The 21,691-nt window shown below is 42.1% G+C and carries 16 protein-coding genes; 13 read left to right on the forward strand and 3 right to left on the reverse strand.

Annotation, left to right across the window (positions count from 1 at the left end; genetic code table 11):
• Window positions 1-104: 104 nt before the first annotated feature.
• The 5 genes from KTR06_RS02975 to KTR06_RS02995 all read left to right on the forward strand — a co-directional run bounded on the left by KTR06_RS02975 (window position 105) and on the right by KTR06_RS02995 (window position 7,948).
• Window positions 105-2,618, forward strand: coding sequence for a YfhO family protein (locus tag KTR06_RS02975; protein WP_217289948.1), 2,514 nt, complete (start codon window positions 105-107; stop codon window positions 2,616-2,618).
• A gap of 283 nt (window positions 2,619-2,901) precedes the next feature.
• Entirely contained in the window at window positions 2,902-4,233 is a 1,332-nt protein-coding gene (locus KTR06_RS02980; RefSeq protein ID WP_217289949.1) for a TolC family protein, read from the forward strand.
• A gap of 22 nt (window positions 4,234-4,255) precedes the next feature.
• Window positions 4,256-5,347, forward strand: coding sequence for an HlyD family secretion protein (locus tag KTR06_RS02985; protein ID WP_120067254.1), 1,092 nt, complete (start codon window positions 4,256-4,258; stop codon window positions 5,345-5,347).
• A 49-nt stretch (window positions 5,348-5,396) separates the two neighbouring features.
• Window positions 5,397-7,034 carry a hypothetical protein gene (locus tag KTR06_RS02990; RefSeq protein WP_004302396.1) on the forward strand — a complete coding sequence of 546 codons (1,638 nt, stop codon included), beginning with the start codon at window positions 5,397-5,399 and terminating at the stop codon, window positions 7,032-7,034.
• A gap of 38 nt (window positions 7,035-7,072) precedes the next feature.
• Entirely contained in the window at window positions 7,073-7,948 is an 876-nt protein-coding gene (locus KTR06_RS02995) for an AraC family transcriptional regulator (protein ID WP_004302395.1), read from the forward strand.
• A gap of 4 nt (window positions 7,949-7,952) precedes the next feature.
• Here the strand turns inward: KTR06_RS02995 and upp are convergent, their stop codons facing one another.
• A complete protein-coding gene (upp, locus tag KTR06_RS03000; protein WP_008023141.1) occupies window positions 7,953-8,606 on the reverse strand; it encodes a uracil phosphoribosyltransferase in 654 nt (217 codons plus the stop codon).
• Between the two features lie 280 nt (window positions 8,607-8,886).
• Between upp and pckA the strand changes: the two genes are divergently transcribed.
• The 5 genes from pckA (at window position 8,887) to KTR06_RS03025 (ending at window position 15,672) form a co-directional block, all read left to right on the forward strand.
• Window positions 8,887-10,494 (forward strand): phosphoenolpyruvate carboxykinase (ATP), encoded by a 1,608-nt coding sequence (gene pckA, locus KTR06_RS03005; RefSeq protein WP_120067253.1) that lies wholly within the window; start codon window positions 8,887-8,889, stop codon window positions 10,492-10,494.
• A gap of 150 nt (window positions 10,495-10,644) precedes the next feature.
• Window positions 10,645-11,952 carry a hypothetical protein gene (locus KTR06_RS03010; RefSeq protein ID WP_008023139.1) on the forward strand — a complete coding sequence of 436 codons (1,308 nt, stop codon included), beginning with the start codon at window positions 10,645-10,647 and terminating at the stop codon, window positions 11,950-11,952.
• Between the two features lie 117 nt (window positions 11,953-12,069).
• Complete coding sequence (locus KTR06_RS03015; RefSeq protein ID WP_118408212.1) at window positions 12,070-14,562, forward strand: glycoside hydrolase N-terminal domain-containing protein; 2,493 nt, start codon at window positions 12,070-12,072, stop codon at window positions 14,560-14,562.
• Between the two features lie 31 nt (window positions 14,563-14,593).
• Window positions 14,594-15,151, forward strand: coding sequence for a chromate transporter (locus tag KTR06_RS03020; protein WP_004317546.1), 558 nt, complete (start codon window positions 14,594-14,596; stop codon window positions 15,149-15,151).
• Window positions 15,148-15,672, forward strand: coding sequence for a chromate transporter (locus tag KTR06_RS03025; RefSeq protein ID WP_004317547.1), 525 nt, complete (start codon window positions 15,148-15,150; stop codon window positions 15,670-15,672). The genes KTR06_RS03020 and KTR06_RS03025 overlap by 4 nt, the downstream gene beginning before the upstream one ends.
• Before the next feature lie 91 nt (window positions 15,673-15,763).
• Here KTR06_RS03025 and typA read toward each other — a convergent pair whose 3' ends face one another.
• Window positions 15,764-17,563 (reverse strand): translational GTPase TypA, encoded by a 1,800-nt coding sequence (typA, locus tag KTR06_RS03030; protein WP_004317549.1) that lies wholly within the window; start codon window positions 17,561-17,563, stop codon window positions 15,764-15,766.
• 155 nt (window positions 17,564-17,718) lie between these two features.
• On the opposite strand from typA, the gene rpsO reads away from it, so the two are divergent.
• The 3 genes from rpsO to KTR06_RS03045 all read left to right on the forward strand — a co-directional run bounded on the left by rpsO (window position 17,719) and on the right by KTR06_RS03045 (window position 20,435).
• Window positions 17,719-17,988, forward strand: coding sequence for a 30S ribosomal protein S15 (gene rpsO, locus KTR06_RS03035; RefSeq protein WP_004296393.1), 270 nt, complete (start codon window positions 17,719-17,721; stop codon window positions 17,986-17,988).
• Window positions 17,989-18,174: 186 nt separating this feature from the next.
• Window positions 18,175-18,750 (forward strand): helix-turn-helix domain-containing protein, encoded by a 576-nt coding sequence (locus tag KTR06_RS03040; protein ID WP_009038953.1) that lies wholly within the window; start codon window positions 18,175-18,177, stop codon window positions 18,748-18,750.
• 35 nt (window positions 18,751-18,785) lie between these two features.
• Window positions 18,786-20,435: an AMP-binding protein gene (locus KTR06_RS03045; protein ID WP_087322220.1), complete on the forward strand. Its 1,650-nt coding sequence runs from the start codon at window positions 18,786-18,788 to the stop codon at window positions 20,433-20,435.
• 147 nt (window positions 20,436-20,582) lie between these two features.
• Here the strand turns inward: KTR06_RS03045 and KTR06_RS03050 are convergent, their stop codons facing one another.
• On the reverse strand, window positions 20,583-21,665 hold the full coding sequence (locus KTR06_RS03050; RefSeq protein WP_004317553.1) for a mannose-1-phosphate guanylyltransferase: 1,083 nt from the start codon (window positions 21,663-21,665) through the stop codon (window positions 20,583-20,585).
• Between the last annotated feature and the right edge of the window lie 26 nt (window positions 21,666-21,691).

The raw sequence follows: 21,691 nt of genomic DNA on the forward strand, positions 1-21,691 counted from the left end.
GAGATCGGTATTCTACCGTTATCAATTGTAAATATTGGATTGTCAGATCGTAATTTATTTTATATTCAAACTTCAATCGTAAATAGTAAATCGTGTCATTGTAAATGAAAAAGTTTCTTCCCGACTTAATAGCCATTCTGGCTTTTATCATTCTTTCTTTCGCCTATTTTTTTCCGGCTGATATTGAAGGTCGTATCTTGTTTCAGCATGACACGGCTGCCGGAGTCGGCGCGGGACAAGAATCGAAAGAGTATCTCGAACGTACCGGAGAACGTACGCGCTGGACGAATTCGATTTTTGGAGGTATGCCTACCTATCAGATGTCTCCGAGTTACGACTCGACAACGTCCCTGAAAGGGGTGGAGAAGGTTTATCGCCTCTTTCTCCCGGATTATGTAGTGCTGACTTTTATTATGATGCTCGGATTCTATATCCTTTTGCGGGCCTTCGGAATATCGGCCTGGCTGGCAGGATTGGGCGGAGTGATATGGGCATTTTCTTCCTATTTCTTCATTCTGATACCGGCAGGGCACATTTGGAAGTTTGTGACGTTGGCTTATATTCCACCTACGATTGCGGGTGTCGTTCTGGCTTACCGGAAGAAATACTTGTTGGGCGGAATTATTACAGCGTTGTTTATCGCCCTTCAGATTCAGTCGAATCACATTCAGATGAGCTATTATTTCATGTTTGTGATCCTGTTTTTCGTGGGAGCGTACTTTGAAGATGCTTATAAAAAGAAAGAACTGCCCCATTTCTTCAAGGCCAGCGCAATTTTGGCATTGGCTGCCGTGGTAGGAGTTTGCATCAATATCTCCAATCTGTATCATACTTATGAATATAGTAAGGAGACGATGCGCGGCAAGAGCGAATTGAAGCAGGAGGGTGCTGCAGCCAGCCAGACAAGTAGCGGGTTGGACCGCGACTACATAACCAACTGGAGTTATGGTATTGGCGAGACATTGACATTGCTGGTTCCGAACGTAAAAGGAGGAGGGTCAGGGTCTACGATGTCGCAAAGCGAAGCTGCTATGGCAAAGGCCAATCCAATGTATAGTGGTATTTATTCGCAGTTGCCGCAATATTTCGGTGAGCAACCGTGGACAGCCGGTCCTGTATATGTCGGGGCATTTGTGATGTTCCTGTTCGTATTGGGTTGTTTCATTGTGAAAGGTCCTCTGAAATGGGCATTGCTAGGAGCTACTATTTTCTCGATTCTGCTTTCATGGGGAAAGAATTTCATGGGATTGACGGACTTCTTTATCGATTACGTCCCGATGTACAATAAGTTCCGTGCCGTATCTTCCATTCTGGTGATTGCTGAATTTACCATTCCTTTGTTGGCGATTTTTGCCTTGAAAGAGATTTTGAGCAAACCGGATACGCTAAAGTTGAAAGAGAACCGTGGAGGGGTGGTTGCCACTTTGGTACTGACTGCTGGTGTTGCGTTGGTTTTAGCTGTTGCTCCGGGTGCTTTCTTCTCCGGTTTTATTACGACACAAGAGATGGCTGCTTTGAAACAAGCACTTCCAGCCGAACATTTGGCTCCGTTTGTGGCAAACCTGACTGAAATGCGTGAAGCTATTATTGCTTCGGACGCATGGCGTAGTTTCTTTATTATAATGATTGGTTGCCTGTTTTTATTCTTATATCAACAGCGGAAGTTGAAAGCTTCTTTCACATTGGCTGGTATTGCGCTTTTATGTTTGATAGATATGTGGAGCATTAATAAACGCTATTTGAATGACGAACAGTTTGTGCCGAAATCCAAACAGACAGAAGCGTTTGTTAAAACACAGGCGGATGAGATGATCCTTCAGGATACTACTTTAAATTATCGTGTGTTGAACTTTATAGGCTTCCCCGGTAATACGTTTAATGAAAACAACACGGCATACTGGCATAAGAGTGTCGGTGGTTATCATGCAGCGAAGCTCCGTCGCTATCAGGAAATGATCGATCATCATATCATGCCCGAAATGCAGGAAACCTATCAGGCGGTGGCTACTGCCGGCGGACAGATGGACAGTGTAGACGCTTCCAAATTCCGTGTACTGAATATGCTGAATACAAAATACTTCATTTTCCCTGCCGGCGAGCAAGGGCAGGCTGTTCCTGTGGTAAATCCTTATGCATACGGTAATGCATGGTTCGTAGATAAGGTGCAGTATGTAAATAATGCAAATGAAGAAATCGACGCTTTGAATGATATTCTTCCAACGGAAACAGCCGTAGTGGATGTGAAGTTTAAAGAACAATTGAAAGGTGTGACAGAAGGATATAAAGATTCTCTATCTACCATCCAGTTGACTAGTTACGAGCCGAATCGTTTGGTCTACAAGGCTTCCACTCCTAAAGACGGAGTTGTTGTCTTCTCCGAAATATATTATCCGGGATGGCAGGCGACTATTGACGGTCAGCCTGTCGATATTGCCCGTGCAGATTATATCTTGCGTGCGATAAATGTACCGGCAGGGGAACATACCATCGAAATGTGGTTTGATCCACAAAGCATACAGGTTACAGAAAGTATTGCTTATGCGGCACTGACTTTGTTGTTGATCGGAGTTATAATCTTTGCGTTGATGCAGCGCAGCAAGATAGCGAAGAAGCCTTAAGCGAAATGTAATAGTCATTAACCTTCATGATGTATTGTAAGGTTATAAAATAAGGGCGGCACTCCTCCTCACAAAGAGCGCCGCCCTTATTTTACATTCACTAAAAAAAATATGAAAAAACAAACGCTGTTCATAGAAACATATTAAGTGTAATGTCTTTGAGAGTAGTTGTTTATTGTTTGTTCATTGAAAAAGGAAAATATGAATATAAACAAATAGTTTGTGGATAGTCTTATTATGCTGTAAGCTACTAAATTTGTAGCCAATAATAGAGCATTATGTTATGAAAAGACTACTATTCATTTTTTCCTTTTTTTTCTTGTTCGTGTTACGTGGGAACGCACAGGAGGTAGAGATTCTGACATTAGAGGATTGTCTCCGCATTGGTATTGACAATAACTTGTCGTTAGAAGGGAAACGTAAAGAAATACAAAAAAGTAAATATGGCGTATCTGAAAACCGTTCGAAGCTGCTGCCGCAAATTAATGCGATAGCCGGTTATAATAATAATTTTGATCCTCCGGTGTCAGTCACAGACGGTTCATCTTACGGAGTTCCCTATAATATAACGAAAACATTGCAACATTCTGCTAATGCAGGACTGGAAATGCAGATGCCGCTTTTCAATCAGACTCTTTATACTTCTATGTCCATAGCTAAAGTGATGGAAGAAATCAGCCGTCTGTCTTATGGAAAAGCCAGGGAAGATGTTATTCTTCAAACCAGTAAGATGTATTATCTCGGACAGGTCACGGCCGAACAAATCATGCTGATAAAAGCAAATATCACCCGTCTGGAGGAGTTGAGAGATATTACACAGGCTTTCTTCGATAACGGAATGTCTATGGAAGTCGATCTGAAAAGAGTCAATATCAATTTGGAAAATCTGAAGGTGCAATATGACAATGCACAAGCAATGATGAAACAGCAATTGAATATGCTGAAATACATTATGGATTATCCGGCTGAAAAGGAAATCGCGTTGACACCGGTAAATACCGATAGCATTACTACGGTAGCCCTGACCGGCTTGTCGGAAAATATCTATGAACTTCAACTCTCACAATCGCAAGTGCAACTGGCGGAACGGCAAAAGAAGATCATTGCTAATGGATATATCCCTTCTCTTAGTCTGACAGGCAGCTGGCGATATGCTGCATATACGGATAAAGGTTATCATTGGTTTCACTCCGGTCCGTCCAATCAATGGTTTCGTTCCTATGGAGTGGGGCTAACCTTGCGTATTCCGATTTTCGACGGACTGGATAAAACCTATAAAATAAAGAAGGCGATGATCGATATAGAGAACAAAAGACTGGCATGGGAAGATGCCCGGAAGAATCTGCAAACTCAATATCTGAATGCTGTGAACGACCTGATGAACAATCAGCGTAACTTTAAGAAACAGAAGGATAACTACTTGCTTGCCGAAGATGTGTACGCAGTCACTTCCGACCGTTACCGGGAAGGCATTGCTTCCATGACGGAAGTGCTGCAAGATGAAATGCAGATGAGCGAAGCTCAAAACAACTATATCAGCGCACATTATAACTATCGGGTGACTAACCTGATGCTGCTTAAACTAACCGGACAAATAGAATCATTAGTCAAATAATACGCAAATAACAATCATAAATATGGAAACAATGGAAAATAACCTTCCTTCCGCTACTCATCAGGAGAAAGCAAAAAAAATGAAGAAACTTCGTCGCTGGCAGATTGCTATCAGCCTTCTCGGAGTGGCTATTATTGTTTGGGGAGTGATTGAAGTGATCTGCCTTTTTTTGAATTATAGCCAGACGGAGACTAGTAACGATGCACAAATAGAACAATATGTGTCTCCTATCAATCTACGTGCTTCAGGTTACATTGACAAAATCTACTTTACAGAACATCAGGAGGTACATAAAGGAGATACTTTACTGGTACTGGATGATCGTGAATATAAAATTCGCGTAATGGAGGCTGAAGCTGCCTTGAAAGATGCGCAAGCCGGTGCGACCGTCATCAATGCAACACTCAATACTACGCAGACAACAGCATCTGTTTATGATGCGTCTATTGCCGAGATTGAAGTACGTTTGGCGAAACTGGAAAAAGACCGGAAACGATATGAGAACCTCGTGAAACGAAATGCGGCTACTCCTATCCAACTTGAACAGATTGTCACTGATTATGAAGCTACGCATAAGAAACTGGAAGCTACGAAAAGGCAGAAAAAAGCAGCTCTTTCCGGTGTAGATGAAGTGTCCTACCGTCGCATGAATACCGAAGCGGCTATTCAAAGAGCAACAGCTGCGCTCGAAATGGCCCGGTTGAATCTTTCCTATACGGTTGTAATAGCTCCTTGTGACGGAAAACTCGGCCGTCGCTCATTAGAGGAAGGACAGTTTATTTCGGCAGGGCAGACCATCACCTATATTCTTCCTGATACCCAGAAATGGATCGTTGCCAATTATAAGGAGACACAAATCGAGAACCTGCATATCGGACAGGAAGTATTTGTCACAGTAGATGCCATTAGCGATAAAGAGTTTAAAGGCAAAGTCACCTCTATATCAGGAGCTACCGGCTCCAAATATTCATTAGTGCCGACCGATAACTCCGCAGGCAACTTTGTGAAGATCCAACAGCGCATCCCCGTACGCATCGACTTTACCGATTTATCGAAAGAAGACAACGAACGATTAGCAGCAGGCATGATGGTAGTGGTGAAAGCCAAACTCTAACTACCGTGCACCTATAATTCATAAATCATAATTCATAAATCAAAAATTAATGCCCTCTTATCCTAAAAATTATCCTTTCTATAGCTGGATGCCCAAGCCGTTGGGTATTATCATTCTGTTATTTTTCTTTCTGCCGATTCTTACGGTAGGCGGGGTTTATTCGGTGAATAGCACCGAAATGATGAGCGGGCTTGGCATTATATCCGAGCATATCCAGTTTGCCAACTTTGTTACTTCTATTGGTATGGCAGCCTTTGCTCCTTTCCTATATCAGTTGGTGTGTGTGCGGCGGGAGAAGATGATGTGTATTGTCGGGTTTGCGTTCATGTATATATTCAGTTATATCTGTGCAAAGACAGACAGCGTTTTTCTGTTGGCGCTTTGTAGTCTTCTGACGGGTTTCTTGCGTATGGTACTGATGATGGTCAATCTGTTCACACTTATTTGGTATGCGGGTGGAATGGAAGCTACCCGCAATATTACTCCGGGGTTGGAGCCGAAAGATACTGCCGGTTGGAATAAATTGGACATTGAAAGATGTGTGAGTCAGCCGGCTGTTTATCTGTTTTTTATGATTCTAGGACAGTCGGGCACAGCATTGACGGCTTGGCTGTCCTTTGAATATGAGTGGAAATATGTGTATTACTTTATGATGGGGATTCTCCTGATCTCTATTTTGCTCTTGTTTATTACCATGCCGAATTATAAGTTTCCCGGAAGGTTTCCTATTAATTTCCGTAAGTTCGGCAATGTCACTGCATTTTGCATCTCGCTGACTTGTCTCACGTATGTGCTGGTTTATGGAAAAGTACTCGACTGGTATGATGACGAATCTATTCGTTGGGCGACAGCTGTAAGTATTCTGTTTGCGGGAATTTTTCTATATATGGATGTAACGCGCCGGTCGCCTTATGTTTTGCTGGATGCGTTCAAACTGCGTACTATACGTATGGGAGCATTACTTTACTTATTATTGATGGTGATAAACTCCAGTGCTATGTTTGTCAATGTGTTTGCAGGAGTGGGGATGCATCTCGATAATCTGCAAAATGCTTCATTAGGTAATTGGTGTATGGTAGGTTATGCTATTGGTGCCGTGATTGCTATGGTGTTGGGAGGTAAAGGGTTACATTTTAAGTATCTGTTTGCGATGGGATTCTTCTTCCTGTCTTTATCAGCTGTTTTCATGTATTTCGAGGTACAAACGGCAGGAGTTTACGAGCGTCTGAAATATGCAGTTATCATCCGTGCCACAGGCATGATGATTCTGTATGCGCTGACGGCTGCTTATGCCAATCAACGTATGCCTTTTAAATATCTTTCCACCTGGATCTGTATTATGCTTACTGTGCGTATGGTTGTGGGACCGAGTATCGGCGGAGCAATTTATACAAATGTTTTGCAGGAGCGGCAACAACACTATATAACCCGTTATGCGCAAAATGTGGACCTGCTTAATCCGGATGCTTCCACTTCCTTCCTTGGTACGGTACAAGGTATGAAATATCAGGGAAAGAGTGAGACGGAAGCCCGTAACATGGCTGCTATATCTACCAAAGGGCGTATTCAGGTGCAGGCCACGCTCTCTGCACTCAAAGAGATGGCGGGATGGACAATTTATGGTGGGTTAATTTGTATGATATTTGTGCTCGTTGTTCCTTATCCTAAACGAAAATTGCTAACTTAGCGTCGTTTTTGATAATGATCTGTTAATATATTGGTATGATGGATAGCGGACAAGATCGTTTATTGCAGTTTGATCGCGATTTATTAAGTGGGAAAAATATATGTAGCTCTGAAGGGATATTTGTAAATTTTCCACCCTCACTGAAGAAACCTTTCCAAATGAAAGGGCTGGGGCTGATTATTTGCCGCCAGGGTAATTTCCAGTTTTCGCTTAATCAGAAAAAGCATTTCGCAGGAGCAGGCGAAAGTTTGTTTATTCCCGAAGACGGCGAGTTTCAGGTTTTGCAAGAGTCGGAAGACATGGAGGTACGGATTTTGATTTATCAGATAGAACCGATCCGGGATATTATGGGGAATCTGGTTGTTTCCATGTATATGTATTCCCGCCTTACTCCCGAAGAACCTTCTTGTGTCTGGTCTACTGGTGAGGAAGAAGAGATCGTAAAGTATATGTCCTTATTGGACAATGTGTTACAGTCGGAAGAAAATTCATTTAAACTTTATGAGCAGAAATTACTTCTACTTGCATTGACGTACAGGATTTGTTCTATTTATAATCGCAAACTCGTCAATGACGGGCGGGAAGTGGGAGGACGCAAAAATGAAGTCTTTATTCACTTGATCCAGTTAATCGAAAAATATTATATGCAGGAACGGGGTGTTGAGTTTTATGCGGATAAATTGTGCTTGTCTCCTAAATATCTTTCTGCCGTTTCTAAAAGTATCTGCGGATATACCGTGCAGGAACTTGTATTCAAAGCTATCATTCGTAAGAGCATCTCATTGCTTAAAAATACGCAGAAAGATATTCAGGAGATTTCAAATGCCTTCGGCTTCCCCAATGCTTCTTATTTCGGTACGTTCTTTAAGAAGCAGGTTGGGGTTTCACCGCAGCAATATCGGAAGAATCTTTAAACGTTTATTCTTTTTCGCCGTAGGCAAGATCGCCCGCATCGCCCAGTCCCGGAACAATGTAAGAATGTTCGTTGAGTTCGGGATCGATGGCTGCGCACCAGATTGTTGTCTTGTCTTTCGGAAATACATTCTTTATATGATCGATAGCCTTTTGGCTGGCGATAATCGAAGCAACATGAATTTCAGCAGGGTGTCCTTTCGTCAGCATTGCCTGGTAACTAAGTTCCATACTCCCCCCAGTTGCCAGCATAGGATCGGTGATAATCAGCGTTTTGTCATCAATGCGGGGAGAAGCGATATATTCTATGTGTATATCGAATTTTAGCGTATCTTTATATTTACGATAAGCGGAAACAAACGCATTCTCCGCCCTGTCGAAATAGCTAAGGAAACCTTGATGGAAAGGCAGACCAGCACGCAGGATCGTACTGATTACTAAATTGTTGTCCGGTGTACTGACCGGAGCGATTCCCAGTGGTGTCTGGATGTTCTTTACCGAGTATTTAAACTCTTTACTCATTTCATAAGCCATGATTTCTCCGATCCGTTCGATGTTACGGCGGAAACGCAGGCGGTCGTTCTGAACTTCTACATTTCTAATTTCGGATATGTACTGGTTTAGAATCGAATTAGTTTGGCCAAAATCAATTACTTTCATATTATATTTTAATCAAATTTTAATCTCATTTTCATAGTATTGATAACATACTGGCTTGCAAAGTAAACGATAATCTTTCAAATTGCAATATTCAGTTTGCAGATATTGTTAGGAATTTATAAAAGAGTTTCAATTAGGGAAAAATTTCTCTAATACCTTCTTCCTTTCCAAAGAAAGTATTACTTTTGTAGCCGGATTTACAAGGGGGTATCCAAAGCTCCCCATGTTAAGGTGAAAAGAGATAGAAAACAAAATACCAATTTTAATTAATTCAAAGAAAATGGCAAATTTAGATTTAAGCAAGTACGGCATCACAGGTGTGACTGAGATTTTGCACAATCCGTCTTATGATGTTTTGTTCGCTGAGGAAACAAAACCGAGTCTGGAAGGCTTTGAAAAAGGTCAAGTTACTGAATTAGGCGCTGTGAATGTAATGACAGGTATCTACACCGGTCGTTCTCCTAAAGATAAATTCTTCGTTAAGAATGAAGCTTCTGCTGATTCTGTATGGTGGACTTCCGAAGAATATAAAAACGATAACAAACCATGTACTGAAGAAGCTTGGGCTGACTTGAAAGCTAAAGCTGTAAAACAACTTTCCGGCAAACGTTTGTTCGTTGTTGATACTTTCTGTGGTGCTAACGAAGCTACTCGTATGAAAGTACGTTTCATCATGGAAGTAGCTTGGCAGGCTCATTTCGTAACTAACATGTTCATTCGCCCGACTGCTGAAGAACTTGCTAACTACGGAGAACCTGATTTCGTATGTTTCAACGCTTCTAAAGCAAAAGTTGACAACTACAAAGAACTGGGCTTGAACTCTGAAACTGCTACAGTATTCAACCTGAAGACTAAAGAACAAGTAATCCTGAATACTTGGTACGGTGGTGAAATGAAGAAAGGTATGTTCTCTATCATGAACTACATGAACCCGCTTCGTGGTATCGCTTCTATGCACTGCTCTGCTAACACTGATATGGAAGGAACTAGCTCTGCTATCTTCTTCGGATTGTCTGGTACAGGTAAGACTACTTTGTCTACTGACCCGAAACGTAAATTGATCGGTGACGACGAACACGGATGGGATAACGAAGGTGTATTCAACTACGAAGGTGGTTGCTACGCTAAGGTTATCAACTTGGATAAAGAAAGCGAACCAGATATCTACAATGCTATCAAACGTGACGCTTTACTTGAAAACGTAACTGTTGACGCTAACGGTAAGATTGATTTCACTGACAAGAGCGTGACTGAAAACACTCGTGTTTCTTATCCTATCTATCACATCGAAAACATCGTTAAACCGGTTTCTAAAGGTCCTCACGCAAAACAAGTTATCTTCTTGTCGGCTGATGCGTTCGGTGTATTGCCTCCAGTATCTATCCTGAACCCGGAACAGGCTCAATACTACTTCTTATCTGGATTTACAGCTAAATTAGCTGGTACAGAACGTGGTATCACTGAACCGACTCCGACATTCTCTGCTTGCTTCGGTGCTGCTTTCTTGTCATTGCACCCGACTAAATATGCAGAAGAACTGGTTAAGAAGATGGAGATGACTGGTGCTAAAGCATACTTGGTTAACACTGGATGGAATGGTTCTGGTAAACGTATCTCTATCAAAGATACTCGTGGTATTATCGACGCTATCCTTGACGGTTCTATCGACAAAGCTCCTACTAAGGTTATTCCTTTCTTCGATTTTGTTGTTCCTACAGAACTTCCGGGTGTTGATCCGAAGATCCTTGACCCACGCGACACTTACGAATGTGCTTGCAAATGGGAAGAAAAAGCTAAAGATTTGGCTGGACGTTTCATCAAGAACTTCGCTAAATTTACTGGTAACGAAGCTGGTAAGGCTTTGGTTGCTGCTGGTCCGAAACTCTAATTGGAGAATCAGATATAATATGGAAGGCGGTTCGATTTCGAACCGCCTTTTTTATTGCTATACTGTGTCTTTCTATGAAAAGGAATACTGTCTGCTTAGTTTTTTTTCCTATATTTGTCAAAACGAGACTATTTACTTTTAAAGACAGCTATGACGTATCTGGATACAGACAAACAGACCTATGCGGATTTAAGCATAACGGAGACTGCAAACAATGAGCAGTTTCTTTTCTCTTTGTTTTCTAGAACAGAGACGAAAGAAGGAAAGTCATTGATGATGAACTGGATTATGTATCCGTTAAGTGATTTGGATATGATCCGCAAAAGGCAGGAGGCTGTTGCGTGGGATGCTTTACCTGAACTTCTTTTGAATGAAGAAGAATTGGATTTTATTGAATATTATCTGGCTTATCGCGACCAGATCAGGGAAGCACACGTCTTACTGTCATGTGCTACTGTCATAGATCGCCTGTTGAGATATGATTCAACCCGTTATGTTATTTGTCGGGGAGTGAAATTGGTAATACATTTGCTGCATTGTTTGGAGAGATGGGCGAAAGAATTGGATGAGGATGCCCCACAATTGATGAAGGAGTCAGCCCGTATGGTGAATGATATTTTGTCCGGAAGTGAATTAGGTGAAGTCTTGGAACAGACTTCTGGCGAAGAAAGGCGGCTATCTAATTATACGATAGATAAATACGATTATCTATTTCGCTGTACCCGTTTGTTGTCTTTGAAAGAGTTATTATCAGTTTTGTATTTATTGGATGTCTGCCGGACAGCTCATCGGGTAGCGAAAGAGAAAAATTTCTGTTGTACACCGAAAGTGGTGGAAACAATGGATTTTTCGGTTGAGGATGTAGTTCATCCTTTTGTGAAAAATGTACGGGAGAATAACTGGGTGATGTCCCGGGGAAATATCAGTATTTTTACGGGTTCTAACATGGCGGGAAAGTCAACCACTTTAAAAGCACTGACTTTGGCTGTCTGGCTGGCGCATTGCGGACTGCCTGTCCCGGTGAAGTCAATGGTTTGTCCTCTTTACGAAGGTATTTATACTTCTATTAATTTGCCGGACTCTTTGCGTGACGGGCGAAGCCATTTCATGGCAGAGGTACTTCGTATAAAAGAAGTGATGCAAAAAGCGCTTACAGGAAAACGTTGTTTGGTCGTCTTGGATGAAATGTTTCGCGGAACTAACGCTAAGGATGCTTTTGAGGCTTCTCTTGCAGTCAATGAATTATTGAAAAGATTCTCTTGTTGCCATTTCCTTATATCAACTCATATCCTGGAGTATGCGAAAGCATTTGAAAAAGATCCTGCCTGTTGTTTTTATTATATGGAAGCGGAAATTATTGACGATGCATTTGTTTGTCATCATCGGCTATTGCAGGGGATTTCGGAGGCTAGGGTAGGATATTGGGTCGTGAAAAAACTACTGGCCGGTTTGATATAGTTTCACCTTATTATTGTGCCCATTAAGACGGTATTTTATTTTTATTAAAGGCATATTTTGATTACTTTTGTACAAACTATATACGAGAGAATAATCTTGAATAATAATGCGACAACCATGAAGAAACTCTATTTCTTTCTTATCTACTCCTTGTTTTTTGTCTCCGGACTTTACGCAGGTGAAACTGATTATACCCAAGGACTTTCCATCTGGTTTGATACTCCCAATACTTTGCAGGGGTATGCCGTGTGGTATGGGGGAAGACCGGAACTGTGGAAAGGTGGTGATAAACCGGAAACAGCAGGAAATGCAGGTCATAATCCGGATCCTGCTTGGGAATCGCAATCATTACCGATAGGGAATGGTAGTTTAGGTGCGAATATCATGGGGTCGGTGGAAGCTGAACGTATTACCTTTAACGAAAAAACGCTTTGGCGTGGCGGCCCGAATACGGCGAAAGGGGCGGACTATTATTGGAATGTCAATAAACAGTCGGCTCATCTTTTGGATGAAATACGTCAGGCATTTATGGAAGGAAATCAGGAAAAGGCTGAAATGCTGACACGTCAAAACTTCAACAGTGAGGTGTCTTATGATGCTGACGGAGAAACACCTTTCCGTTTCGGCAGTTTTACTACCATGGGAGAGTTTTATGTAGAAACAGGATTGAATATTATAGGAATGAGTGACTATAAACGTATTCTTTCTTTGGACTCTGCAATGGCAGTTGTTCAGTTTAAAAAGGATTATGTGGCTTATCAGCGCAATTATTTCATTTCTTATCCTGCCAATGTGATGGTGATGCGTTTCAGTGCGGATCAACCGGGTAAACAAAACTTGGTTTTTAGTTATGCGCCTAATCCGGTGTCTACCGGGAATATGGCTTCTGACAGTAATAAAGGGTTAGTGTATTCCGCATCTCTGGACAATAACGGAATGAAATATGTCGTTCGTATTCAGGCAGAAACAAAAGGCGGAACCTTGTCTAATGCAGATGGAAAACTGACGGTGAAAGGTGCGGATGAAGTTGTGTTTTATATTACGGCTGATACTGATTATAAACCTAACTTTGATCCGGATTTTAAAGATCCGAAGACGTATGTGGGTGTCAAGCCGGAAGAAACAACCAAGGAATGGATGAATAACGCAGTGTCACAGGGGTATACTGCTTTGTTTAGTCAGCATTACAATGATTATGCTGCTTTGTTCAACCGGGTTAAATTGAACCTGAATCCGGCGATCAAGGGAAGAAATCTGCCGACTCCCCAGCGCTTGAAAAACTACCGGGCAGGACAGCCGGATTATGATCTGGAAGAATTATATTTTCAATTCGGCCGCTATCTGTTGATTTCAAGTTCCCGTCCGGGCAATATGCCGGCGAATTTGCAGGGTATCTGGCATAATAATGTCGATGGACCGTGGCGTGTGGACTATCATAATAATATCAATATTCAGATGAATTATTGGCCAGCTTGCTCCACCAACCTGAATGAATGTATGCTTCCATTGGTCGATTTCATTCGTACGCTGGTAAAACCAGGTGAAAAGACCGCGAAATCTTATTTCGGTGCCAGAGGATGGACGGCATCTATTTCTGGCAATATATTCGGATTTACCACTCCGTTGGAAAGTCAGGATATGTCGTGGAACTTCAATCCTATGGCAGGTCCCTGGTTGGCTACTCATATTTGGGAGTATTATGATTATACAAGAGATCTGAAATTCCTGAAAGAAACGGGGTATGAGTTGATAAAAAGTAGTGCGGACTTTGCTGTCGATTATTTGTGGCATAAACCGGATGGAACATATACGGCTGCTCCATCTACTTCGCCGGAGCATGGCCCTATCGATCAGGGTGCTACCTTTGTACATGCCGTTGTACGTGAGATTTTGCTGGATGCAATCGAGGCGAGTAAAGTGTTGGGCGTAGATAAGAAAGAACGTAAGCAGTGGGAGCATGTGCTTGCCAATCTCGTTCCTTATAAAATAGGGCGGTATGGTCAGTTGATGGAATGGTCGGTAGATATTGATGATCCGAAAGACGAGCATCGGCATGTGAATCATTTGTTCGGACTGCATCCTGGGCATACGGTTTCTCCGGTCACCACTCCCGAACTGGCGAAAGCCGCTAAAGTAGTACTGGTGCATCGTGGTGACGGGGCTACCGGTTGGAGCATGGGCTGGAAGTTGAATCAATGGGCGCGTTTGCATGATGGTAATCATGCTTATACCTTGTTTGGCAATTTGTTGAAGAACGGTACGCTGGATAATTTGTGGGATACACATTCGCCTTTCCAGATTGACGGAAACTTTGGCGGAACAGCCGGTATTACCGAGATGTTGCTTCAAAGTCATATGGGTTTTATTCAGTTGCTGCCTGCTTTGCCGGATGCATGGAAGGAAGGCTCTGTCAGTGGTATCTGTGCAAAGGGGAATTTTGAAGTGGCTATGGTTTGGGAGAATAATCAGCTGAAAGAAGCTGTGGTTCATTCCAATGCGGGAGGAAACTGTGTGATAAAGTATGCTGATAAGACTCTTTCTTTTAAAACAGTGAAGGGGCGTAGCTATCGGGTTGAATATGATGTGACTAAAGGACTTATTAGACAGTAAATAGAAAATATCGGAAAATTAGAAAGTAGGAATGGTATTAGAGTATTTGAAATTGTTCGTGACGTTTGCGAAGATTGGAATGTTTACTATTGGTGGCGGTTATGCCATGATTCCGTTAATTGAACGGGAGATCGTTGCCAAACAGTGGATGAGTAAGGAAGAATTCATGGAGATGTTTGCCTTGACGCAGTCACTACCGGGTGTGTTTGCTGTGAATATTTCTATTTTTGTAGGATATAAGTTGTATAAAGTGGGTGGGAGCCTGGTATGTGCTTTGGCTACGATTCTTCCCTCCTTTGTTATTATGATGCTGATAGCCATGTTTTTTGCACGGTTTCAAGATAATGAAGTGATGATTCGCATCTTTAATGGAATACGTCCTGCCGTGGTAGCGTTGATTTTGTTTCCTTGTATTTCTGCTGTAAGAGCTCTGAAACTGAAATACCTTCAGTTGGTTGCTCCTGCCATAGCTACTCTTTTGATTTGGCAGTTTGGACTGTCTCCTATTTATATTGTATTGGCAGGAATTCTGGGAGGATTGGTATATACATTGTGGTTGAAAGAAAAAATAATGAATAAAGAGGTATGATATATTTGCAGTTACTTTGGGTGTATCTTAAAATAGGTATGTTCGGTTTTGGAGGTGGATATGCGATGCTTTCCCTTATTCAACATGAGATAGTGGATATTCATCATTGGCTGACTCCCCAACAGTTTACGGATGTGGTGGCGATTTCGCAAATGACTCCGGGGCCGATTGGTATCAATAGTGCTACTTATGTAGGGTATGCGGTAACGCAAAGCGTGTGGGGAGCGGTGCTGGCTACGGTAGCGGTTTGTTTACCTTCTTTTATTCTGGTGTTGCTCATTTCTTATTTCTTTGCGAAGTGCAAGGATAACAAGTATATTAAGGCGGCTATGTCCGGACTGCTACCTATGTCGGTTGCTTTGATTGCTTCGGCTGCATTACTTATGATGAATAGAGAAAATTTTATGGACTATAAAAGTATCGGTATTTTTGCGGCAGCCTTTTTGGTTACATGGAAATGGAATCTTCACCCTATCCTGTTGATTTGTCTGGCGGGTGTGGTAGGATTGTTGTTGTATTAGTAATGCTTGTGATACTTGCAGAAAAAAATAAAATCCCGGTAAAACACAGCGTTTCACCGGGATTTCTATTATAATATTAATGAAAGAATGGTTAGTTCTTGTTGGCACGTTTACGTTCGATTTCGTCCAAAATCACTTTACGCATACGCATTGCCTTTGGAGTAACTTCTACATATTCGTCTTCCTTAATATATTCCAGTGCTTCTTCAAGTGAGAACTGGATAGGCGGAATCAGACGTACTTTGTCATCCGAACCGGAAGCACGCATATTCGTCAGCTTCTTCGATTTGGTTACGTTGATAACCAAGTCGTTGTCGTGAGAGTGCTCGCCTACTACCTGTCCTGCATAGACTTCGTCCTGCGGGAAAATAAAGAACTTACCGCGATCCTGTAATTTGTCGATGGCATAAGCAAAAGCTGTTCCGCTTTCCATAGCAATCATAGAACCATTGGTACGACGTTCAATTTCTCCTTTGTGCGGCTGATATTCTTTGAAACGGTGTGCCATAATGGCTTCACCGGCAGAAGCCGTCAGTACATTGGTACGCAAACCGATGATACCGCGTGAAGGCATATTGAATTCAAGATTGATGCGTTCGCCTGTATTTTCCATCTTTACCATTTCACCTTTACGGCGGGTAACCATATCAATAATCTTGCTGGAATATTCTTCCGGTACGTTGATGGTCAACTCTTCAATCGGTTCGCATTTCACACCGTCGATTTCTCTGAAGATAACCTGTGGCTGACCTACCTGCAATTCATATCCCTCGCGGCGCATTGTTTCAATCAATACAGAAAGGTGGAGTACACCACGGCCGGAAACAATCCATTTACCGTCTTCTTCACTCTTTCTTACGCGGAGAGCCAGGTTCTTGTCGAGTTCCTTCATCAGACGGTCGTGGATGTGGCGTGAAGTCACAAACTTACCATCCTTACCGAAGAAAGGAGAATCGTTGATAGCAAACAACATACTCATGGTCGGTTCGTCAATTGCGATGGGTGGCAGTGCTTCCGGACTTTCGAAATCACAAACTGTATCTCCAATCTCGAATCCGTCAATACCTACCAGCGCGCAGATGTCACCGGAAGAAACCTCATTTGTTTTCACACGGCCTAAACCTTCGAAAACATGGAGTTCTTTAATTTTGCTCTTGAACATATCGCCGTTACGTTTCACAAGCGTTATATTCATACCTTCTTTTAATGTACCACGATGTACGCGACCTACGGCAATACGACCGGTATAAGAAGAATAATCCAGAGAAGTAATCAACATCTGGGGAGTACCTTCCAACTGTTGCGGTGCCGGAATGTTTTCGACGATACAATCCAGTAGCGGAGTGATGCTGTCAGTTTGTTGTTGCCAGTCGGTGCTCATCCAGTTGTTTTTGGCGGAACCGTAAATCACGGGGAAGTCCAACTGATCTTCCGTTGCGTTCAAGCTGAACATCAAGTCGAAAACCATCTCGTAAACTTCTTCCGGGCGGCAGTTAGGTTTATCTACCTTATTAACTACCACAATGGGTTTCAAACCGATTTCGAGCGCTTTTTGCAGTACGAAACGAGTCTGTGGCATCGGACCTTCGAAGGCATCTACCAACAGAATACAGCCATCGGCCATATTCAATACACGTTCTACTTCACCACCGAAGTCGCTGTGTCCCGGAGTATCAATAATATTAATTTTTGTACCGTTGTAATTGATGGATACGTTTTTGGAGAGAATCGTTATACCACGTTCACGTTCCAAATCGTTGTTATCCAGGATAAGTTCACCACTATTTTGGTTGCTGCGGAATAAATTTCCGGCCAATAGCATCTTGTCAACCAGCGTTGTTTTCCCATGGTCAACATGGGCAATGATTGCAATGTTTCGAATATTTTGCATATAATACCTATTATTTGGCTGCAAAGGTACGAAAATAGGATTAGAAATATGCGCAATGATAGCAATTTTTTCTTGTAAATCGTTGTGTGATATAAAGATAATGCCTATCTTTGCACGCTCAAAAGAATAATTTATCAATTAAAATTCTAAGAATTATGTATTTAGACGCTGCTAAAAAGCAAGAAATCTTCGGAAAGTACGGAAAGTCTAACACTGACACCGGCTCAGCTGAGGCCCAAGTGGCATTGTTTTCCTACCGTATTTCTCACCTGACTGAGCACATGAAGCTCAACAGAAAAGATTATAGTACTGAAAGAGCGTTAACAATGTTGGTAGGTAAGCGTCGTCGCTTACTCGACTACCTGAAAGCAAGAGATATCGAAAGATATCGTGCTATTGTTAAAGAGCTCGGTTTGCGTAAGTAATCTACTTGTCGCGAAAAGATTTAAAGCCGTTCCTCATGATAGAGGAACGGCTTTTTTTTAGTTTCTTCTTTTTCTTCCTGATAGTCGTATTTTCTTCGGTTATAATTGTGTTCATCTAAAGATTTTGCTATTTTTGCAGCTTAATTATTATAATTTATCACCTTTGATAACTAAAATGCTTTCAAAATGGATACAAGTAAGATTGTTGGCGAGAAAATTAAAGCCCTCCGCGAAGATAAATCAATAAGCATAGAAGAGTTGGCGCAACGTTCAGGTTTGGCTATCGAACAGGTTGAACGTATTGAGAATAACATTGATATACCTTCTCTCGCACCGCTGATTAAGATTGCGCGTGTGTTGGGAGTACGTCTGGGTACTTTCCTTGATGATCAGGATGAAGTCGGACCGGTCGTATGCCGTAAGAAAGAGGCCAAGGATGCGATCAGTTTTTCCAATAATGCGATTCACTCTCGCAAACACATGGAATATCACTCGTTGTCCAAGTCAAAGGCGGACCGTCACATGGAACCGTTTATTATCGATGTGATGCCGACGCAAGATACTGACTTCGTGCTTTCTTCTCATGAAGGAGAAGAGTTTATCATGGTTATGGAAGGTATCATGGAAATCAGCTATGGCAAGAACACCTATCTGCTGGAAGAGGGTGATAGTATTTATTATGATTCCATTGTTCCTCATCATGTACATGCTTATGAGGGACAGGCTGCAAAAATCCTGGCAGTAGTTTACACACCGATTTAATGAAATAGTAGGAACCAAGACTTAAGTATAATTACATGCAATTATTTGATCGTACTTTGGGGCAGTGGCTGGAACACTGGGCTGAAGAGACTCCCGATAAGGAATATATCGTATATTCCGACCGAAATCTCCGTTTTACCTGGAGTCAGTTGAACCGTCGTGTGGATGATATGGCAAAAGGGCTTATTGCCATTGGTGTGGAACGTGGTACTCATGTGGGTATCTGGGCGGCTAATGTTCCCGATTGGTTGACATTGCTATATGCCTGCGCGAAGATTGGTGCGGTATATGTTACAGTGAATACGAACTACAAGCAATCGGAATTGGAGTATCTTTGCCAGAACTCGGATATGCATACGCTTTGTATTGTGAATGGTGAGAAGGATAGTGATTTTGTGCAGATGACATACACGATGCTTCCTGAATTGAAGACTTGTGAGCGTGGACATTTAAAGAGCGAACGCTTTCCATATATGCGAAATGTAGTATATGTAGGTCAGGAAAAACATCGTGGTATGTATAATACAACGGAGATCCTGCTGTTGGGAGATAATGTGGAAGATGACCGTTTGAACGAACTAAAAAGCAAAGTGGATTGTCACGATGTGGTAAATATGCAATATACGTCGGGCACTACCGGTTTTCCGAAAGGGGTGATGCTGACACATTATAATATCGCCAATAATGGATTTCTGACGGGGGAACACATGAAGTTCACGGCAGATGACAAACTTTGTTGTTGCGTTCCGTTGTTCCATTGTTTTGGGGTAGTATTGGCTACCATGAACTGTCTGACTCATGGTTGTACACAAGTGATGGTAGAACGTTTCGACCCGTTGGTTGTGCTGGCCTCTATTCATAAAGAACGTTGTACGGCTCTTTATGGTGTGCCGACTATGTTTATCGCCGAGTTGCATCATCCGATGTTCGATCTCTTTGATATGTCTTGTCTTCGTACAGGTATTATGGCGGGTTCGCTGTGTCCTGTCGAACTAATGAAGCAGGTAGAAGAGAAAATGTATATGAAGGTGACTAGTGTCTACGGATTGACAGAAGCCGCTCCCGGTATGACGGCCACCCGTATTGATGATCCGTTCGATGTACGTTGTAATACGGTAGGACATGATTTCGAATTTACGGAGGTGAAAGTGATTGATCCTGAAACAGGTGAAGAATGTCCGGTTGGGGTACAAGGTGAAATGTGTAACCGTGGTTATAATACCATGAAAGGATATTATAAGAATCCGGAAGCAACGGCGGAAGTGCTTGATGAAAACAACTTCTTGCATTCCGGCGACTTGGGTATTAAGGATGAAGATGGAAATTATCGGATTACCGGACGTATCAAAGATATGATTATTCGTGGTGGCGAGAATATTTATCCGCGCGAAATAGAAGAGTTTCTTTATAAGCTTGATGGAGTGAAAGATGTTCAAGTAGCTGGTATTCCTTCTAAAAAGTATGGTGAGGCAGTCGGAGCATTTATTATTTTGCAGGAAGGAGTACAAATGCAGGAAGCCGATGTACGTGATTTCTGCAGAAATAAGATATCCCGTTATAAGATTCCGAAATATATTTTCTTTGTGAATGAATTCCCGATGACGGGTAGTGGAAAGATTCAGAAGTTCAGATTGAAAGATCTGGGACTACAACTTTGTAAAGAGCAGGGTATAGAGATTATTTAGAGACTCATGATTATTTAAAGACACACAAAGTTTTTCGATTATAAACAGTGAACGGTGAACTCTCTGCAATCAATTATGCAGTTTGTTCACCGTTCACTATTTGTATGGTCTTATCCGGTTTTGGCTCCGGCGTCAGGTTGCGTGTTATTAAATGAAATCATCGCCCAGTTGCATTTGGGCGTCGTTTACATATTTACGGATGGCATGTTCTTCATCTTTGCGGCAAATCAAAAGAACGTTGTCCGATTCGGCTATCAGAAATCCTTCCAGTCCATCGATAACGGCCAGTTTGCCTTTCGGAAGTACTACCATATTATCTTTACTATTATATATAAGTGAATGGCACTTCAGCGTAACATTGCCTTCCGGGTCTCTTTCCGATAAATCATAAAGTGATCCCCAAGTTCCAAGATCGGACCAGCCAAAATCTCCTAATGATACATACACATTATCCGCTTTCTCCATAATGCCGAAGTCGATGGATACATTAGGACATGCTGGGAAGTTTTCTTCGATGAATGCTTTCTCCTTGTCGGTGGCATAAATATCTTTTCCCGGTGCCAGTTTGGAAGCTAATTCAGGCAGTAAATCTTCACTTGCTTTGATGATTGTATTTACATTCCACATAAATAGGCCGGAATTCCAATAAAATTCTCCGCTCTCTACGAATACTTTAGCTAATTCCAGTTCCGGTTTCTCTGTGAATGTTTTTACTTTATAGAAGTTTCCTCCTGCGGGTTCGTCTATTTGTATATATCCGTACCCTGTTTCCGGGCGATTGGGTTTAATACCTAATGTCAGTAGCTTTTCCGAGCGTGAAACAAAATCAAGTCCTTTTTCGATAGCGGCAAGAAACTCATCCTCTTTTAAAATTAAATGGTCTGAAGGAGCGACTACGATATTGGCGTTCGGGTTCAGTGCCCGGATGTGGTAAGCGGCCCATGCTATACACGGAGCGGTATTTCGTCTTGCGGGTTCCAGCAGAATCTGTTCTTCGTTCACTTCGGGCAATTGTTCCTTCACTAAGTCCGCATACATTGCATTGGTAACGATGAAAATATTTTCTGTTGGGATAACCTTTTGGAATCGGTCGAAAGTCTGTTGTAAAAGTGAACGGCCCGTTCCGAAGAAATCTAAGAATTGTTTGGGCAATGTTTTGCGGCTAAACGGCCAGAAGCGGCTTCCAATGCCGCCACCCATAATCACGCAATAATTATCCTGGTTTGTCATGATAGTGACTCTATTTTAAAGTTTCT

It is taken from the genome of Bacteroides sp. MSK.20.12 (assembly GCF_019052435.1).
Classification (GTDB): domain Bacteria; phylum Bacteroidota; class Bacteroidia; order Bacteroidales; family Bacteroidaceae; genus Bacteroides; species Bacteroides xylanisolvens.

Bases quoted from the DNA above. Each gene is read 5' to 3' on its own strand.
- rpsO (WP_004296393.1), top strand. From the start codon at position 17,719: ATGTATTTAGACGCTGCTAAAAAGCAAGAAATCTTCGGAAAGTACGGA.
- KTR06_RS03050 (WP_004317553.1), bottom strand. From the start codon at position 21,665: ATGACAAACCAGGATAATTATTGCGTGATTATGGGTGGCGGCATTGGA.
- KTR06_RS03010 (WP_008023139.1), top strand. From the start codon at position 10,645: ATGACGTATCTGGATACAGACAAACAGACCTATGCGGATTTAAGCATA.
- KTR06_RS03040 (WP_009038953.1), top strand. From the start codon at position 18,175: ATGGATACAAGTAAGATTGTTGGCGAGAAAATTAAAGCCCTCCGCGAA.
- pckA (WP_120067253.1), top strand. From the start codon at position 8,887: ATGGCAAATTTAGATTTAAGCAAGTACGGCATCACAGGTGTGACTGAG.
- KTR06_RS02990 (WP_004302396.1), top strand. From the start codon at position 5,397: ATGCCCTCTTATCCTAAAAATTATCCTTTCTATAGCTGGATGCCCAAG.
- KTR06_RS02980 (WP_217289949.1), top strand. From the start codon at position 2,902: ATGAAAAGACTACTATTCATTTTTTCCTTTTTTTTCTTGTTCGTGTTA.
- KTR06_RS02975 (WP_217289948.1), top strand. From the start codon at position 105: ATGAAAAAGTTTCTTCCCGACTTAATAGCCATTCTGGCTTTTATCATT.
- KTR06_RS03025 (WP_004317547.1), top strand. From the start codon at position 15,148: ATGATATATTTGCAGTTACTTTGGGTGTATCTTAAAATAGGTATGTTC.
- KTR06_RS03020 (WP_004317546.1), top strand. From the start codon at position 14,594: ATGGTATTAGAGTATTTGAAATTGTTCGTGACGTTTGCGAAGATTGGA.
- KTR06_RS03015 (WP_118408212.1), top strand. From the start codon at position 12,070: ATGAAGAAACTCTATTTCTTTCTTATCTACTCCTTGTTTTTTGTCTCC.
- upp (WP_008023141.1), bottom strand. From the start codon at position 8,606: ATGAAAGTAATTGATTTTGGCCAAACTAATTCGATTCTAAACCAGTAC.
- KTR06_RS02985 (WP_120067254.1), top strand. From the start codon at position 4,256: ATGGAAACAATGGAAAATAACCTTCCTTCCGCTACTCATCAGGAGAAA.
- KTR06_RS02995 (WP_004302395.1), top strand. From the start codon at position 7,073: ATGGATAGCGGACAAGATCGTTTATTGCAGTTTGATCGCGATTTATTA.
- typA (WP_004317549.1), bottom strand. From the start codon at position 17,563: ATGCAAAATATTCGAAACATTGCAATCATTGCCCATGTTGACCATGGG.
- KTR06_RS03045 (WP_087322220.1), top strand. From the start codon at position 18,786: ATGCAATTATTTGATCGTACTTTGGGGCAGTGGCTGGAACACTGGGCT.